The sequence below is a fragment of the Prochlorococcus marinus CUG1416 genome, assembly GCF_017695965.1.
In the GTDB taxonomy this organism is placed as follows: Bacteria; Cyanobacteriota; Cyanobacteriia; order PCC-6307; family Cyanobiaceae; genus Prochlorococcus_A.
Window position 1 is genome coordinate 119,053 of sequence record NZ_JAAORM010000005.1, and the last position, 17,735, is coordinate 136,787.

The following is a 17,735-nucleotide window of genomic DNA, read 5'->3' on the forward strand; positions in this document are numbered from 1 at the left end:
GGTTAAATCAAATATGCAAATTTAACTTCAAATATTGATTTTAATATTATGAGAAACAAATAAATCAACTTAAAATCATTATTCTTACTACTAAAAATCATATAAGTTATAGGTATATAAAGAGTTGCGAATAGTCTTCCTAAAAAGGGAAAGAAGAAAGTACTTAAAAGGCAAAAAAGTAAACTATGGCTAATTAGTGAATATTTTCCAAACATTCCATATGCATTACAAAAAATAAGGAAGATGAATAGGTATAGTAAGATACCAAAGTTAAATCTATTAGTATATAAAGAGTATATTTCTAAACTAAATGAACTATTCTCAATAGTTAAATTATATATATTTATAAGGAGAATAACTAAAAAAGGAAATGCAATTAATAAAAATTTGTTTACATTTTTATTCTTTAAAAGAGCATACCTTGATAAATAAAAGCTTATTAAAGGTCCCAGGAAAAACAAAGAAGATCTATGAATAGAACTAGCGAATAAAATAACAATAAAAGATCTAAAGAAACCTAAATTATTAATAAAAACAGGTATTAAAAATATAATTGCTAAACCTTGTCTTACTTGATTAAAGGCTGGAACAATTGATTGAGGAAGGATATTAAATAGAATACTTAAACAATATATCAAGTACAATTCTTTATTATTTTTTAATTTAAAAATATTTTTTAGAGCTTTGAGTATATAGTATGAAAATGAGGTGTAGATAATAAAACTTAATAAATTAAGTATAAATTCTGGCTCAATTCCGAGGATATTAACAACTGTAGCGAAAGCTTTCCATAAATATTCGTTTGTTAAATTTATTATTGATAAATTTGGTAGTTCATAAAAAGAATTAAAAAATTGAGAATAAATGGGCCAGTCATTTTGTAAAACAAAATTTTTTAGAATGCTAACGGCACAATAATTTAATGCTAAGAAAATAAAGAAATTTAAGTTTTGAAACTTTATATTCTTAATAATTATATTTTTCATTCACAAAAAAAATCATTCCCATTAATGTAGCCCTCAATGCCTAAATAGGGAATGTTCTTAATCGGATATAAAAAGATTCCTATAATATTTTCTAAAGAAATATTTGAAGCCGTTAGGAATAATAAACTCATAAGTCTTATCTTAGATATTTGTCTTTTTACAATTATTATTCTTCTTGTAGAGTGATTATTATTTCTTCTACAAATTTTCATATAAACTCCTTTCGATTTTATTTTGTTAAGTTGATTAGATATTAATTTATATCTTGCAGGAATGATATTTAAATTATTTCTATTTTTATTAATTAAAGAAGCCACTTCTAATCCAAAAATTATAGTAACTAATGCTGGGACTCCCTTATTAGTAGATTTTCTTGATTTTAATACTGACTTATAATTTTTAATAGAGAAATATAAATCAGATTTTTCTATTATTTCTCTCTCCATTTCAACATTAAATTTTGAATTATCGACGAAAATTATATAGGCATTCTTATCATTTTTCTTGATCGAATTTAAAGATTCAATAGTATCTTGATATCTACTATTTACATTTAAGTTATTGTTAAAATTAGTAAAATTTTCATTATCAAAGGGATTCAAGCAAGAATTAGTAATGTATAAATTTTTTCCTTTTGGTACACTTTCTAAAGTTTTATTCTTTAACAAATTTCTCCTAAACAACTTTAAGTTTTTTAATAAACTTAAAATCAAAGCTAATTTATATGGTATACCTTTAAATATGTTTTTGGAAGATTTAATTAATCTTAATAATACTATTAATTCCCAATACACATTTAAAAATGTTAAGCAATAATAACCTAGCATATCAACGCATTCAAGGAGGTTTTGGGAATCAGTTATTTCAAATATGTGCTGGAATATTTATTGCAAACGTAAATAGAAATAAAAAATTATATGTTGATTGCAATGATAGTATTTTCAGTGCCAAATTAAGCAATAATAGTAAATACTTAAGACTTAAGAAGATATGTAAGTTAATAATGCTTAAAGAAGATTTTAATAAATTAAATTTTCCAACCACCTTTATCACAATTTTAAATAGATTATTATTACGTACAAATTCACTTTTTAAGAAACATTATTTAAATTCATTAAATAATAAAGATGATTATACATTAAGTACACCCTTCTCTTACTTAATCACAGGCTATCTACAGGACTATAAATATGTTGAAAAAACTATAAATAAAAACAGTGGCGATAAATTTTATGGTTATTATAAAAACACCTTTCCTTTTAGTCCTAAAGATAATTCACTATTGTTGCATTTTAGATACTACCCCAAGGATGGATTTTCTATAAAAGAATGTGTAAAGCCTGATTTTTATAAAGAATGCATAAACAATATTATTTCAAAAAACATCAAATATTTATATATATCCACTGATTGCGAATTATCTATAAATGCAATATTAACCTTATTAAAATTAGAAGATAATAATTTCAAGGAAGTTATAGATTTAAGACCTCTTACACAAAAAATGGAGGTTGACGAATTACTTACTTTTTTAAGCACTTTCCCAACTATCTTATTAAGTAACAGTACTTTTTCATGGTGGATTGGATACTTTGCATCAAAATTTAAAGGGGCTAATGTAATTGCTCCTTCAAACAAATGGCTTCAGGAAGGTTATGTTCATCCATGGACAGATTTTCCAATTAAAATTGATATTTTTAATTGGATATAAAATATGTGTGGAATATTTGGTTTACTAAATTATGACAATCATCAAAATTTAGATTTTTTAAAATCCTCACATGACTTTTTATCTAAAAGGGGACCTGATGAATTTAGTTTTACAGAGCTACATAAAAATTTATTATTTGGACATGCTCGATTATCTATAAGCGGCAAGGAATTTGGTAAACAACCAATGAAGTCATTTTGTGGCAGATATCATGTAGTTTTCAACGGAGAAATTTATAATCACGAATATTTAAAAAAAAGCCTATTAAAAAAAATTACTTCACAAAGAATCATGGACCTTTCTTCTGATACAAGAGTATTTGTTGAATTTCTTTCTTTACATGGGATTGAAGAAACTATAAAGAAACATGCTGAGGGTTCATTTGTAGTTGCTATATATGACTATTTAGAGAAAAAAATAACAATTGCGAATGATAATTTCGCAGAAAAACCCCTATATTATTCTCTTGGAAATAAACATTTTATTTTTTGTTCTCGTTTACTGCCAATATCCAAATATCTAAAAATAAACCCTGATATAGAGTCTTTAAACTCAAGTCTTTTGAAAGTAAGAAATATCTTCCCAAATACTATTTTTAATGGCGTAAAAAGATTAGGCCCTGGCCAATTAATAGAAATTGATTCCAAACTTAGTTTTAAAACCAAAAATTATATTCATAACTCTTTTAATAAAAAAGAAAATAAAAATAATTCAAATAGTTTTAAATCTAAAAATAGGCCTTTCAAAAAAAATCTAGATTATTTTGAAGAAATTTTTTCTGAAACAATTAAAGAGATGATCCCAAAAGATCAAAAGGTTTCCGCTCTTCTTTCTGGAGGGATAGACTCCTCTTTAGTAAGTATTTATTTAGCAAAGAACCTATCTTGTCTAGAAACTTTTACAGTTTCATTCCCTGATCAAGAGTATGATGAATCAATATATGCAAGAGAAGTTGCAACGCACATAAGATCTAAACATAATGAATATAAAATTTTTCCTTCAGATCTCATAGAAATAATGGATAATTATACCGATATTATAGATGAACCTTTTGGAGATTCCAGTTTGGTTCCAAGTACCTTTATTTTTAAAAAAATCAAATCAAAGGGATTTAAAATTACATTTTCAGGCGACGGAGGTGATGAATTGTTTTATGGATATGAAAGATATAGATATTTACGAATGTCTTTATGGATGGATAAATTTCCAGTTTTTCTTCGTAAATCAGCAGCAGCAATATTAGAAAAAGTCATTTCAATAAAATATGTAAATTTATCCCCAAATATTAGATATAAATTAAAAAAAGCTATTGATAATGGATTCCATTTAATGACATCAAGAGAAATATACAACCTTTTAATTCAACAAAACTCTAATCTGAATATTTTTTCCAATAGATTGGATAATTCCAAAAATATTAATTCAATTTTTTCAAGTTTACATCAATCTGAAATGCATTTTTTTAGGACATCAGATATAGCCAACTATATGTATGAGGATACACTTGTAAAAACTGATTCGGCAAGTATGGCTTCTTCCATAGAATCAAGGCTGCCATTTTTACATCCCAAAATTGCGTCTTTTGCTCTTGGTTTAGACTATAAGGTTCATATGCATAATTTCAAAACAAAAAGTATTTTAAAGTATCTTTTACAAAGCCATCTAGGTAAAGAATTCATTACTCGTCCAAAAAAAGGATTCTCACTTCCTTTGGATAAATGGTTAAGAGAAAGTTTAAATTCTTGGATGAAAGATAATATAGACGCTGCAAAATCAATTATTCAATCTGAAGAGATGATTACTTACTTAGATGAATTAATTATTTCCTTAGAATCCGGAGATAGAGTTTCAGATGCACTATGGCCTTTTATCTCTTTAGGATGCTGGTATAAATGCATAAAAAAATAATTATCCTTCACATTTTACCTCGATTGTATGGAGGTGGAGCCGAAAAGATTCATAATCTCCTTTATCAAAAACTATCTAAAGATTTCGTTCAATTAAGATTAGTAATTTTTGATAAAAATTCTTATATTGATCTTTTGAAGTTTGTTTTATATAGGCATAAAAATCATAAAAAAATCTTATTTGGATGGATGTATTATGGAGGATTATTAGCATTTATTATTTCTTATTTAACGCCTATTTCTGGTCAAATAATTTCTTTGCATTCATTACTTGATAAAAGATTGGAAGGTTTACCAGTAAAAATATCTAGAAAACTGATAAAAATATTTCTTCCTTTTAAAAAAGTAGTTTTTACTTACCCAAATAAAATAAGTATGAGTCAACATTTATTAGATGGGTTTCCTAAAAACAAATCTATTGTTGTAAAAAATGGTATTTTTTTAGAAGAAGACTTAGAGATAAAAAGCACTAAATCAAATTATGAAAAGGTTTTTAAAATTGGAGTTCTTGGAAGAAATAATAGATACAAAAATTTAGAACTTGCAATTAATGCATTTTTAGCATTTCATTATTCGACTAAATCAACTGCAAAAATATATTTGAAAGGAGATAAGGTAGATTTACTTTCAAAATATATTTCTAAAGATCAAGAAAATTTAATTTTCTTAGATTCAAATACTAATAATGTAGATGTTTTTTTTAAGGAAATAAACCTCTTAATTGTACCTAGTATTTGCGAATGTTCTCCCCTAGTTATTCCTGAAGCAATATTCTCTGGAACCAGAGTTATATCAACACCAACTGCAGATGCATATCGATTAATTGGAAATTTCGGAACTATTACAGATGATTTTGAAATAAGTAGTATGGTTAGCGCAATAAAAAAAGAATATAATTTATTTAGTAGAAATAAAAAAATTCATAAAAAAAATTATTTTATAAGTATGAAGACTCATTCTTATAAGGTTTCCAATTTAAACAAAATGTCTAGTGAATTTAAAAAAATTATTTTAAAATTAACAAGATGAGATTTAAAGATTCTTTATTCCATATTCCTGAGAAATCAGAGCCAAAACCACTTATTTTAACTAGACCAATTTTCCTAGGATTGAATACTACTTCCATTCCATTTATTCTTTGGATTTTTTTAAGAATCACAAAAGTTCTTACTTTTAAACAAAATCTCAAGAATATATTCAGTTCTGGGCATGGGGCTGTTTATAATTCCTTAGTTAGAGGGTCTTTATCAAGATTAGATTTTAATAATTGGGGTAAAATTACAGGCCGTAAAAAGGTGGTAGTTATTTCATCAAGGTTAGCAGCACTTCAAATGCATTTTCATAAAAAAAATGGTTTTATTGAGAGACTGTATGCAGGTCCAAATATAGAGTTTATTTTTTTCAGAAAAAACTTTCCTTACTTATCTGGAATTTTAGTTCCTTCTAAAGAATCCTCATCAATTATAAGAAGTGCCAACTATGAGAATTTCAAAAAGACATTAATATGGCCATCTGGCGTAGATCCAAAATACTGGGAAAATAGAAAAACTAATAAAAAAAAATCAGAAATATTAATCTATTACAAAAATCAAAAAGGGCCAATACCTAGTAAAGATATTATCAAATTAAAACTCTCTTCATTTAATCTAAATATAAATTTCATAGATTATGGATCTTACACAATTGAAGAATATAAAAAAGCTTTAGAAAAATCTAAATTCATGATTTTTCTTTCTAGAGATGAAACACAAGGTTTAGCTTTCTTTGAAGCATGGTCCATGAATGTTTTTACTTATGTTTGGGAATATAAAGTTAAAACAAATGAAGGTTTAGATTATGAAGGATGTGTTTGCCCTTACATAAATAAGTCTGTGGGCAAATATGTAAATAATTTCGACTGTCTTATTAGATCTATAAAGAATAAAGATTACTCTTCGAAAGATATATCACCAAGAAATTGGATTCTTAAAAATGGAACTGACAAAATTTCTGTAAGTAAATTAATTAAATTAATATCTTGCTAATTATGGAACCTTTTTTTTCTATAATAATTCCAACTTTTAATTCAAAATATACTATAAATGAAACATTGATATGTTTATCAAAACAAACTTTTAAAGATTTTGAAATTATAATAGGAGATGACGGAAGTAAAGATGGAACTATCGAGGTAATTAAAAATAATTTTATTTCAGATAACAAAATAAATACAAAAAATAATTTAAGAGATAAAATTAAAATTTATAAATTTAGTCATAGTGGATTAACAAAAACACTTAATAAATGCCTAAAAAAATCAAAAGCTAAATATGCTGTAAGACTAGACTCAGATGATTTATTTTCACCTAACTATTTAAACACAGCTTCAAAATTAATAAATCATGAATTGTCTTTGCAAAATAAATATTTTTTAATCGTTTCTAATTACAAAACATTCAGTAACATATCAAAGCCTAAGAAAAGAAACCGACTTATGTATTTTCTTGCATCTTCAAAATTTGGGATATTTCTTCCTATTTCATGGTTTAATCATTCAGGTTCTATATTTCCAATAAAAGCAAATAAGGAGAAAATATTTTATGATGAGAATTTTAAGTTTTCACAAGATAGAGATTTATGGTTAAGACTTTTGAGAAGAAATTTTAAGATTATATTCCTTAAAAAAGAAAATGTATTTATTAGACAGTCATCGCAACAGATTGGACAAAAGAATACAGAATCACAAAGATGCTATAGAAATTTAGCAATCGCTCTTCACTTTCATTATGAAAAGAACAACTCAAAATTAAATCAAATATCATTTGATAAAATTTATAAAATTAGTTTGAAAATAGATAGAGATATAAGAAAGTTTTTTACTTCTAGATTTTGTATCGATGTAAAAATGTCACTTATTATTTCACCTATATTAATATTTTTATATCTTAAAAAAAACAATGTAGTAGATTCATCTATAACTAATAAATATTAATATGCTCCTACAATTTTTAAATGGTCTTATTAATAAACTGAATTTCACAAGTAAAAAGTCAATAAGACTTTTTAAGCCCTCATTAGGGAAAAGAGAACTTAAAGAAGTTAGAAAATCATTCAAAGATTCATGGATTGGTCTTGGACCAAAAGTTAAAATATTCGAAAACATGTGGTCTGATTACTTAGGGTGTAAATCAGCATATGCTTTAAATTCAGCAACTGCAGCTTTACACCTTTCATTATCAGTTTTTAAATTTAAGCCAGGCAAAAAGGTTCTTGTTCCATCCTTAACCTTTTCTTCAACAGCATCTGCCGTTCTTTACAACAATTTAATTCCAGTTTTTGTTGATTGTGACATAAATACTCTATCAATGGATATAGATGACTTGGATAGAAAGTTTGATGAAGATTGTGTCGCAATAATTCCAGTGCACTATAGTGGGCATCCTTGCAAAATGGAGTCAATAGTTCCTTGGGCCAGATCAAGGAAATTAAAAATAATTGAAGACTGTGCTCATACAGCAGGTTCTATATATAAAGGAAAAAGACTAGGTCTGTGGGGCGATATAGGATGCTTTTCATTTGAGGAAAAGAAACTATTGACTACTGGTGATGGCGGAATGATTTGTTCAAATGATAAGGATCTTCTTAAAAATTTACCTTCAATGCGATGGGTAGGAATAGATAAAGATACGTGGAAATCTGCGAAATCATACGTTGATAATGTGAATACCTCAATGCATTGGTACTATGAAATTAATCAATTAGGATACAAATATAATATGAATGATTTATCAGCATCTTTAGGAATAATACAATTAGAAAGATTAAATTACTTTCTAAAAAAAAGGAGTCAAATAATAAAAAGATATTTAAATAAATTAAAAAATTGCCCTCATTTAATTCCTTTAGTTCCATATGAGCCAGATATTTATTCATATCAAATATTTGGAATTAGGACAAAATATAGAGATGAATTAATAAAATATTTAAAAAAAAATAGAGTCGCTACAGGATGTCACTATTCACCCCTCCATCTACAACCTTTATTCAAACAATATAAATCTTCTTGTCCAAACCTTGAATCACAAGCAGATTTATTACTGACTTTACCCTTTCATGTTGATTTATCTTTTAGAGATATTGATTTCATAAGTAAGAAAATCTACAAATTCTTATCAACAATATGAATTTAATAAAACAGATTAAAAAAAAGAAGTTTTTAAAAGAAATTCTGTTATTTTTTTTCCTAACTTTCAGAGGTTATGGTTTTGACCCTTTAAAATTTTTTAAGTCATTATATTCTACTCCTAAATTTATAATTTCATTTTTATATTTTTTTTATTTGAGTATTATTAAAAGTAATTCCACTGAATTTAATATCAAAAAATTTGGTATCTTATACCCTATATTTAGTGAAAATACAGAATCTTCTGGAGTAGCAAAAGGGCATTACTATCACCAAGATCTTTATTTTGCAAACTTAATTTATAGAGATAAACCTAGAATTCACTTTGATGTTGGGAGCCGAATAGATGGTTTTATTTCTCATCTATTATCTTTTGAACAGAAGCTTTTAATTGGAGACATAAGAAAATCTGAAATTGACAATTCTTTAGTTAAAAATATATATTTTGATCTTTCAAAACCATTAAAACGTAAAAAATTAACAACATATACTTCGATCAGTTGTCTTCATGCAATTGAACATGTTGGACTTGGCAGATATGGGGATCAATTAGATCCATTAGGTCATCTTAAAGCTTTAAAAAACTTATCCTTAATATTAAAAAAAGAGGGTATCCTTTATTTATCCCATCCTACTTCAAAGGAATCAGAAATATACTTTAATGCACATAGAGTAATTTCTTTAAAAGATATCTCTTATATTTTTTCATATGTTGGCTTAAAACCAATAAATTTTGCATATGTTGATAATTCAGGTTTATTCCATGCTCCCATATCACCAGACAAAATTGATTATTTAAATAACTTTGGTTTAAATTATGGATGTGCGTTATGGTGTTTAAAGAAAATTTAGGATAGACAATGAAAGCAGTTATTTTAGCAGGTGGATTAGGTACTCGTATTTCTGAAGAGACTCATATAAAACCTAAGCCTATGATTGAGATTGGAGGCATGCCTATCATATGGCATATAATGAAATTTTTATCTAGTTATGAAATTAACGAATTTATAATTTGTCTTGGATATAAAGGTTATGTAATTAAAGAATATTTTTCTAATTATTCACTTCATTCATCAGATGTAACTATTGATCTTAAACATGGCTCAACTGAAGTTCATGCTCATAGGTATGAGCCTTGGAGGATATCTTTAATTGATACTGGATTGGGAACGCAAACAGGAGGTCGGTTAAAAAGATTAAAGCAATATTTAGAAATGGAAGATGATTTTTTATTTACTTATGGAGATGGTCTTGCTGATATAAATATAAATTTATTAAAAAAGACTCATATTGAAAACAAAACTCTCGCCACTGTTACCGCTGTTGCACCTCCTGGAAGATATGGAGCTATCAAGTATAAAAACAATAAAGTTACAGGATTCGCAGAAAAACCAGCAGGTGATGGAGGAAGGATAAATGGAGGTTTTTTTATTTTAAAACCAGAAGTAATAGATTTAATCGAAAATGATTCCACACCTTGGGAGTCAGAACCCTTAGAGAAATTAATTGATTTGAATCAGCTTGGTTTATATAACCATAATGGCTTTTGGCACCCTCTGGATACTTTAAGAGATAAAAGATATTTAGAAGGATTATGGCAAAAAAACCAAGCCCCTTGGAAGTTATGGAAATGAAAAAATAAGATCTGGAAATGCAAAATCTAATAATAATTGACAATTCTAGATTTATAAGTTTAAAAATCAGAATAGATCTTTTTAAAAGGCTTAGCAAAGATTACAAAGTAAAACTTTATTACCTTAGAGAAGATAGCAAAATCAAGGAAAATATATACATCTCTGATAATTTTTCAACTCAAAGATTAGGCTTAATTACTTTTATAAAGTTAATAACTCAAATTTACAGAACTGACAAAATATTGACTTTCACCATAAGACCATTAATCATTGGCTTTTTATTAAAACATATATGTCCTCGCTTAAGCTTATATCCAACAATAACTGGAACAGGACCTTTAATTGATTCAAATAATTGGATCTATAAATGCTTGAGATTTTTCTATCCAATTATCTTATCTAGTGCACAACATATTTTCTTTCATAATAGAGATGATGCAAATTATCTAACAAAAAAAAATAAAAAACAGAACTTCACAATAACAGGAGGTTCAGGTATAGAAATTTCACAAAAAAAATCAACAAAAATTAATTACAAAATCCCAGAAAATATACCTAAAATCGCATGTTTTTCACGATTAATCATTGATAAAGGCATCCTTCATTATCTTAAAGCTACTGAAATTATTTTTAAAGAGTATCCTTTTATGAAAGATAATATATATCTTGCAGGAATTAAATATAAAGGGAATTTCAAAAATAATACACTAAATGATTCTGATTTACAAAAATGGGAAAAAGCAGGAGGTATTTATATTGGTCAACCATCGAATGTAAAAGCCTTTTATTCATCTATTGACATAATTTGCTTACCAAGTTTTAGAGAAGGACTATCTAATGTATTATTGGAAGCAGGCAATGCAGACTGCTTATTAATGAGTACTAATGTCCCAGGTTGTATAGATATAATTGAAAATGATTGTGGTATAGTTTTTGAACCTAGATCAACTGAATCTTTATATAAAGCATTAAAAAAAGTTATATTTTTACCTATTAATGAACAAATTAAATTTAAAAATAATTTATTTGAGAAAAATATTAAAAAATTTTCAAAACAAAGAGTTATTCAAGATTATTTAAATATTATAAATTAATAAATTGATATAAGGAAATATGAAAATTAATTACAAAAGTTCAATCTTTCTAAAAAGTCTTTACAATCAAATTTTAATTTTTTTGTTTAAAACTACCGAAAAAATTACAAAGTCCAGGCCTTTAATTAGGAAGTTTATTCTTATTTCCATAGATATTATTACACTAATATTATCTATAAATTTTTTCTTATGGATAACTAAAGGTACTTTTTTGAGAGAAAGTATTGATTCATTTTTTGATCTTTCAACATTCTTATTAATAAGTGTTTTAGTTTTTTTATTTTCGGGACATTACAAAGGTTTAGTAAGATACCAGGGAAGTAAGTCTTTATATTTAATAGCATTACGAAATATAATTTCGATAACAATATCTGCCTTATTAATCTCTAAAAATAATTGGGACTCATTTAGTTTTGAAGGATATATAGTATTGTGGATTTTTTCTACAACCTTTGTTGGGAGTATCAAATTCTTTATAAGGGACTTTTTACTTTTTTACAGACGAAAAAGAAATTTCAAGTCGAGTATTAAAGTAATAATATATGGAGCTGGACAAGCAGGTGCTCAACTTGCAGCATCCTTAATTCTTACTGATAATTATGAAATAATTTCCTTTATAGATGATAATCCTGATTTGTGGAAGAGATCATTAAAAGATATTCCTATAAACCCACCTTCTAAAATTAATAAATTCAAAAGTGGTATAGATCAAATATTAATAGCTCTTCCATCTATAAACCAAAACAGATTTAAACAATTAATTGATAATTTAAGTAAATTTAATATCCCCATCCTTAAAGTTCCTACACTTTCAGAAATATCTAGTGGCAAAGCTAAGATTAATAAATTAAAGCCTATTTCAGTTGAAGATTTGTTAGGAAGGGATCCTGTTAAGCCATTAAATAATTTACTTGGACCAGGTATTGAAAATTCAGTCGTAGCTGTTACGGGAGCAGGAGGCTCAATAGGTTCAGAGTTATGTAATCAGATTTTATTATTGAAGCCTAATAAATTAATACTATTCGAAATTAGCGAGCCTTCACTTTATGAAATTAATCAGAAATTGAATTCTCATGAAGATATAAAAACAGAGCTAATTCCAATACTTGGAGATGTGGCAAACTTTAATTTAATAAAAGAAATTTTTAATATTCACAAAGTATCTATAATTTTTCATGCTGCCGCATATAAGCATGTAAACATTTCTGAAATAAATTTAATTTCAGTTTTAAAAAATAATATATTTTCAACTAATTCTATAGCTAAAGCTTGTATAGAAACCTCAGTAAAAAAAGCAATATTAATATCATCTGATAAAGCAGTTAGACCAACAAATATTATGGGCGCATCTAAGCGAATTGCTGAGCAAATTTTTCAAGCTTATGCTTTCAAAGAAGGAATCAATACTAATAAAAATAGTACCCTATTTTCAATGGTAAGATTTGGAAATGTTATTGGTTCATCAGGATCAGTAGTTCCATTATTTGAGAAGCAAATAAGAAATGGTGGTCCAATTACATTAACTCATCCAGAAGTAGTAAGGTATTTTATGACAATTAGAGAAGCAGTAGAGCTACTAATACAGGCTTCAGTTTTAACAAAAGGAGGGGAGGTTTTTTTGCTTGAAATGGGGAATCCAGTAAAAATAAAAGATTTAGCATATAAAATGATAAGTTTAAGTAATCACAATAAAAAAGACCAAATTGAATTAAAGATTATTGGATTAAAACCTGGTGAAAAACTTTATGAAGAATTAATTATAGACTCTACATGTCAAAGCACAGAACATAAACTAATTTATAAAGCAAAAGAGCAATGTATTGATCCCTCGAAGTTTTTCCCCATATTAGAATTATTGAAAAATGAAATCCTTGCAAATAGGGAATTAGAGTCAATAAAATTTGTAAAGAAATTAGTTCCTGAATGGAATATATCTGACTATTTTAAAGAAAAATATGAAAATTTAATTTCCTAGAATTTAAATTAAAAATTTTTTTCTTAATCTTTTTTATAACCTATTCCAACCCAATAAGGAGCATTAGCGCTAAAAGATATGTTTTCCAATCCAGAATCTTGCATCATTTTCTTAATCTCTTTTTTTGTAAATCTTTTTTCTAATTTTGTTCCAAATCTATCTAAAGAATCTGTAAGCATAACATAAAAACGTTTATTCCTATATTCATAAAGAGGTAAATTATTATTTTCTATGCCAAATTTATTTAGAATAAATGAGAATCTGGCTAGGGGGAAATAGATAAAAATAGCTATAATTCTTGATAATAATAGTTTTAATTTAAAAGGCAAAATACAAATCATCTTTCTAAGTAAATTAGAAAAAATCCATAAATATTTATACCAAATAGGTTTATTATCGAATTTATAATAAATATAAACTAGAAAAGGAGCACCAGGCTTTAATTTTGAAGTGCAACTTTTCATTGCACTTAATGTATTTGGAATATGATGTAAGACACCTAAACAATATCCAAAATCCATTTCTCTAGGTTTAATAGTAGATGTATTGATTGTGGCGCATTCAAAAACACAATTTTCGTATTTAATTAAATTTTGTTTTGCAACTTCAATTGCCTTTTTACTCGGTTCTATGCAATAAAGTTTTTTTACTTTTGGAGCAATGAAATTAGCCCATCTACCTGAACCACATCCTGCATCAAATCCAATTGCCTCGTTATTTAAAAACTTCTTAGGAAATATTGAAAAGTATTCATTAAAAGCTAGCTTATTAAAGCCAAAGATTTCGTCATAATTATATTTTTCCCACTGGTTTCCAAAATCGTTCACAACATCATCATCAAAATTTTTATATGATTTATTCATTTGACTTAATACTGCAAAATATAGATTACTACGAGATAACAAGATAGAAAAGTTTTTTATAAATAATTTATAAATATTTAATCTTGAAAAATTATTTATAAAATATTCTGTTTAAGTGATACCTTTCTTATAAAGGAGCAAAAAAGCAAATCAAGAATAATTAATATTGAAATATTAAATAGTAGGTAATTCAAAGTACCTATGCCTTCCTTATAAAGATATAGAGGAATAATGTAAATAAAATATTTAACAATATAGATTATATTTACCATCCAATGTTTAAAGCCTAACCTATTAAGAAGTTGATAGGTATGTTGATTATGTGGTGTAGAAAAAAATTTTTCGCGATTTTTGAATCTAGTTAAAATAATTAAACTACAATCTACAAATATAGGTAGTAGTGGAATTAAAAGACAAACAAAAGAAACTATATCTCCATTGTGGATAGATTTTAAAACTACATTAGAAATGAATAATCCTAAAAAACAACTGCCAATATCTCCCATAAAAATCAATCCACCTAGATTAAACAATAAAAAAGATATCCCTGCTAATGAAACTGAAGCAATAGAATTAGTATAATTTCCAATACCTAAGGAATTTCCATAATTAAGATAAAAAGATGATACTAATAATAATTGGGTTATTAGTAATCCATTTAGCCCATCAAAAAAATTAAAAATATTTATTGAGTAAATAATAAAAAAAGAGGAAAATAATAAAATTATGAAATTTAAATCAAATAAATTAAAATGCAAAAGTATTGGAATAGTAGCTAAAATTTGAACCACCAGCCTTAAATACCTATTTAAATTATATTTATCATCCAATAAGACTAGAATAATCAATATTGTTGAAGAAAAGGATAAAGAAATTTCAAAGAAGTTATTTAATAAACTATCTATTAGAAAAGCAAGAAAAATTGCAAGGCCTCCTAATTTTGGTGTAGGTTTTGTATGAGATTTCCTTTTATTAGGTAAATCAAATAATTTAAATTTTTGCGAAATTAAAATTATTAATGGACAAAGAACTAAAGAAATAAAAAAACTACTAAATTGCATAAAGTGAAAAACAAGCTTCGAAAGATTCTGCATATTCCACACCGGATTCGGAACCTCTTAATGTTGCCAAGGCATTAATTGTTTTTTTATTTCTAGGATGTGGCGTTTTTCTAATAACATTTTTATAAGCCTCTAAAGCTAGTATCTTTTTGTCCAAGTTATCTTTTTGAATTTGAAAATAATGATTAGGTTTGAATTGATTATTTTTTGTAGGATAGGCCCATTCAGTTGAGCTTAGAATCTCAGAAAATAGAACCTTTCTTATTAGAGGTAAATTTAAATCAGGTCTTCTTTGAGGCAACCTACAAGCTGCTAAACACAAATCAGATAAAACTTTATGGTCAATATTTAAATCGCCGGGGTGATGTGTAACTACAATCTTAGGTTTTATTGATATAAAGGCATTCTCGATAAAGTTTACTATTTTAAAAGAATCTACATTATGAAGGGCCAAATTTGGAAAATCTCCAAATAATGGTTCTTTAGCCCCAATAATAGAGCAAGCCTTACGGCATTTCTTCTCTATATCATTCTTATTATCGCCTTTATATCTTTTGTCAGCTTGACCTGAAACTAAGATAGGATAAACTTCTATGCCTTGAAGAGATAAATTATGTGAAGTTGCACCGAATCCTAAAACCTCGTCATCAGGATGTGCGAAAACACATGCTATTGGTCCTTCAAATTTCATTTGCTAGCCTTCTTAAACTGGAACCTATAAGTAGAATCCCACATTTTTCAAAATTTAAGCTTCCATTTTTCTCAATTTCTAGAATAGCGTTCTTATAAATCTCCTCAGAAGCATCTTTATCAAAATAAGTAGTAGCCTCATAAAATTGTTGAAAATCATTAAAAGACGTGATTTTTAATCTACTCTGAAAATAATGAATTTCTACATCCCAAAAACATTTCCTAAAAATATCTTTCAAGACATTCTCACCAAAATATAAACTATCTGATACTGGATCAGAGATCTCTTGAAATTTACTTACAAAAGAAATCATGCCATGAGGAGGTGCAGGTGTAAAAATTGATACCCTTCCAAAATCTTTTGTTTTATCTTGCATTAAGCTAAGAACATCTATTCTTTTTGGAGAGTAATAAAGTGCATAACTGCTTTGAGCAAGAGAATAATTATTATTTGGATAATTTTTTTTCAAGAAATTAGCTACTTCTCCCATATCTAATTCAAATGAAGAAATACGATTTTTTAAATAATGAGGAGTAGATTTCCTTAAATTTTGAATTGAATCTTTTGAAATATCAAAACTTGTGACGTGACCGTTTTCACCGGCATCCTCTGCCATGAAAAAAGTTTGTGCGCCATTACCACATCCTATATCTAAAATCTTTTCACCTGGTTTTACATTTAATCTTTTTCTTAACCAAGATTGAAAATCTTTGGATTGATATTTCTTATTTAGATCTAATCTCATCTTTAAATCTGAGCCACTTATAGCTCTCTTTTTTTTATCCCCTGTCCAAACATGATTTTTCATTATTTTCAGTATTTTATAAATCTAATTGTAGAATAAAACAGTGATACTACCTAATAAGATAAATCTTCTAAAAAATTAAACAAAAGTCGGTATTAATTAATGGAATTTAAAAAAACAAACATAATTGATTGTTGGATAATAGAACAAGAAAAAAAATCTGATGAAAGAGGTTTTTTCTCTAGGTCTTTTTGTACTAGAGAATTTAAGAAAATGGGATTAAATACGGAATACAAACAGTCAAATATAAGCATGAATCTTAAGAAGGGAACCGTAAGGGGGATGCATCTACAAAACAAGCCTTACGAAGAAATAAAACTCATTAACTGTTTTGCTGGCAGTATTTTTGATGTTGTTGTTGATTTAAGAAAGAATTCACCTTCTTTCCTAGATTGGGTTGGTACTGAATTAAATCCTGAGAATGGAAAAATGATATATGTTCCAAAAGGATGCGCACACGGATATCAATCCTTATCAGATAATTCATTTATTCATTACATGGTAAGTGAATTCTATAATCCAGACTTTGAAAGTGGATTATTTTATAATGATGAAAAAATCGGAATAAAATGGCCTGAACAAATAACTCAAGTATCTGCAAAAGATAAACAATTAAAAAAATTGTCTTTTTAGTATATCTATTAATAAATTAATTCTAGATACAATTAAATGAAACCAATTTATTATGAACAAAGATAATAAATAAAATAGAAGTCAATATCCTCTCGTATCAAATCAGATCTATTTAATATTACGCTCTTAAATCTTCAAAAACTTTATTTATGATCTTAAATATTTTAAATAGGAAAAGTTGAGAAATTCTTACCTCTTTTAACTGGACTATAT

At 26.6% G+C, this 17,735-nt stretch carries 17 protein-coding genes; 11 read left to right on the forward strand and 6 right to left on the reverse strand.

What is annotated here, in order from left to right:
• Window positions 1–2: 2 nt before the first annotated feature.
• Both HA146_RS09725 and HA146_RS06865 read right to left on the reverse strand, forming a co-directional pair.
• Window positions 3–986: an EpsG family protein gene (locus tag HA146_RS09725; protein ID WP_209108826.1), complete on the reverse strand. Its 984-nt coding sequence runs from the start codon at window positions 984–986 to the stop codon at window positions 3–5.
• Entirely contained in the window at window positions 983–1,669 is a 687-nt protein-coding gene (locus HA146_RS06865; protein WP_209108827.1) for a hypothetical protein, read from the reverse strand. The genes HA146_RS09725 and HA146_RS06865 overlap by 4 nt, the downstream gene beginning before the upstream one ends.
• A 119-nt stretch (window positions 1,670–1,788) precedes the next feature.
• Between HA146_RS06865 and HA146_RS06870 the strand changes: the two genes are divergently transcribed.
• From HA146_RS06870 to HA146_RS06915, 10 genes are all read left to right on the forward strand, one after another.
• Window positions 1,789–2,697 (forward strand): hypothetical protein, encoded by a 909-nt coding sequence (locus HA146_RS06870; RefSeq protein ID WP_209108828.1) that lies wholly within the window; start codon window positions 1,789–1,791, stop codon window positions 2,695–2,697.
• 3 nt (window positions 2,698–2,700) lie between these two features.
• Window positions 2,701–4,605, forward strand: coding sequence for an asparagine synthase (glutamine-hydrolyzing) (asnB, locus tag HA146_RS06875; RefSeq protein ID WP_209108829.1), 1,905 nt, complete (start codon window positions 2,701–2,703; stop codon window positions 4,603–4,605).
• Entirely contained in the window at window positions 4,590–5,633 is a 1,044-nt protein-coding gene (locus HA146_RS06880) for a glycosyltransferase (protein ID WP_209108830.1), read from the forward strand. The genes asnB and HA146_RS06880 overlap by 16 nt, the downstream gene beginning before the upstream one ends.
• Window positions 5,630–6,628 carry a hypothetical protein gene (locus HA146_RS06885; RefSeq protein WP_209108831.1) on the forward strand — a complete coding sequence of 333 codons (999 nt, stop codon included), beginning with the start codon at window positions 5,630–5,632 and terminating at the stop codon, window positions 6,626–6,628. Before HA146_RS06880 ends, HA146_RS06885 begins: the two co-directional genes overlap by 4 nt.
• A 2-nt stretch (window positions 6,629–6,630) precedes the next feature.
• Window positions 6,631–7,575 carry a glycosyltransferase family 2 protein gene (locus HA146_RS06890; RefSeq protein ID WP_209108832.1) on the forward strand — a complete coding sequence of 315 codons (945 nt, stop codon included), beginning with the start codon at window positions 6,631–6,633 and terminating at the stop codon, window positions 7,573–7,575.
• A 1-nt stretch (window position 7,576) separates the two neighbouring features.
• On the forward strand, window positions 7,577–8,767 hold the full coding sequence (locus tag HA146_RS06895; protein ID WP_209108833.1) for a DegT/DnrJ/EryC1/StrS family aminotransferase: 1,191 nt from the start codon (window positions 7,577–7,579) through the stop codon (window positions 8,765–8,767).
• Window positions 8,768–8,922: 155 nt separating this feature from the next.
• Window positions 8,923–9,618, forward strand: a complete 696-nt coding sequence (locus HA146_RS06900) for a DUF268 domain-containing protein (protein WP_209108834.1) — start codon at window positions 8,923–8,925, stop codon at window positions 9,616–9,618.
• Between the two features lie 8 nt (window positions 9,619–9,626).
• The gene (gene rfbF / locus HA146_RS06905) at window positions 9,627–10,400 is read left to right on the forward strand and encodes a glucose-1-phosphate cytidylyltransferase (protein WP_209108835.1); all 774 of its coding nucleotides are present in this window, start codon (window positions 9,627–9,629) and stop codon (window positions 10,398–10,400) included.
• Between the two features lie 17 nt (window positions 10,401–10,417).
• Entirely contained in the window at window positions 10,418–11,494 is a 1,077-nt protein-coding gene (locus HA146_RS06910; RefSeq protein ID WP_209108836.1) for a glycosyltransferase, read from the forward strand.
• Window positions 11,495–11,576: 82 nt separating this feature from the next.
• Window positions 11,577–13,469 carry a polysaccharide biosynthesis protein gene (locus tag HA146_RS06915; RefSeq protein WP_209108837.1) on the forward strand — a complete coding sequence of 631 codons (1,893 nt, stop codon included), beginning with the start codon at window positions 11,577–11,579 and terminating at the stop codon, window positions 13,467–13,469.
• A gap of 23 nt (window positions 13,470–13,492) precedes the next feature.
• Here the strand turns inward: HA146_RS06915 and HA146_RS06920 are convergent, their stop codons facing one another.
• The 4 genes from HA146_RS06920 to HA146_RS06935 all read right to left on the reverse strand — a co-directional run bounded on the left by HA146_RS06920 (window position 13,493) and on the right by HA146_RS06935 (window position 16,892).
• Window positions 13,493–14,332, reverse strand: a complete 840-nt coding sequence (locus tag HA146_RS06920; protein ID WP_209108838.1) for a class I SAM-dependent methyltransferase — start codon at window positions 14,330–14,332, stop codon at window positions 13,493–13,495.
• 95 nt (window positions 14,333–14,427) lie between these two features.
• The gene (locus HA146_RS06925; protein WP_209108839.1) at window positions 14,428–15,393 is read right to left on the reverse strand and encodes a glycosyltransferase family 4 protein; all 966 of its coding nucleotides are present in this window, start codon (window positions 15,391–15,393) and stop codon (window positions 14,428–14,430) included.
• Window positions 15,383–16,084 (reverse strand): PIG-L deacetylase family protein, encoded by a 702-nt coding sequence (locus HA146_RS06930; RefSeq protein ID WP_209108840.1) that lies wholly within the window; start codon window positions 16,082–16,084, stop codon window positions 15,383–15,385. Before HA146_RS06930 ends, HA146_RS06925 begins: the two co-directional genes overlap by 11 nt.
• Window positions 16,074–16,892, reverse strand: coding sequence for a methyltransferase domain-containing protein (locus HA146_RS06935; RefSeq protein ID WP_209108841.1), 819 nt, complete (start codon window positions 16,890–16,892; stop codon window positions 16,074–16,076). Before HA146_RS06935 ends, HA146_RS06930 begins: the two co-directional genes overlap by 11 nt.
• A gap of 99 nt (window positions 16,893–16,991) precedes the next feature.
• On the opposite strand from HA146_RS06935, the gene rfbC reads away from it, so the two are divergent.
• Complete coding sequence (gene rfbC / locus HA146_RS06940; RefSeq protein ID WP_209108842.1) at window positions 16,992–17,522, forward strand: dTDP-4-dehydrorhamnose 3,5-epimerase; 531 nt, start codon at window positions 16,992–16,994, stop codon at window positions 17,520–17,522.
• Window positions 17,523–17,735: the final 213 nt, after the last annotated feature.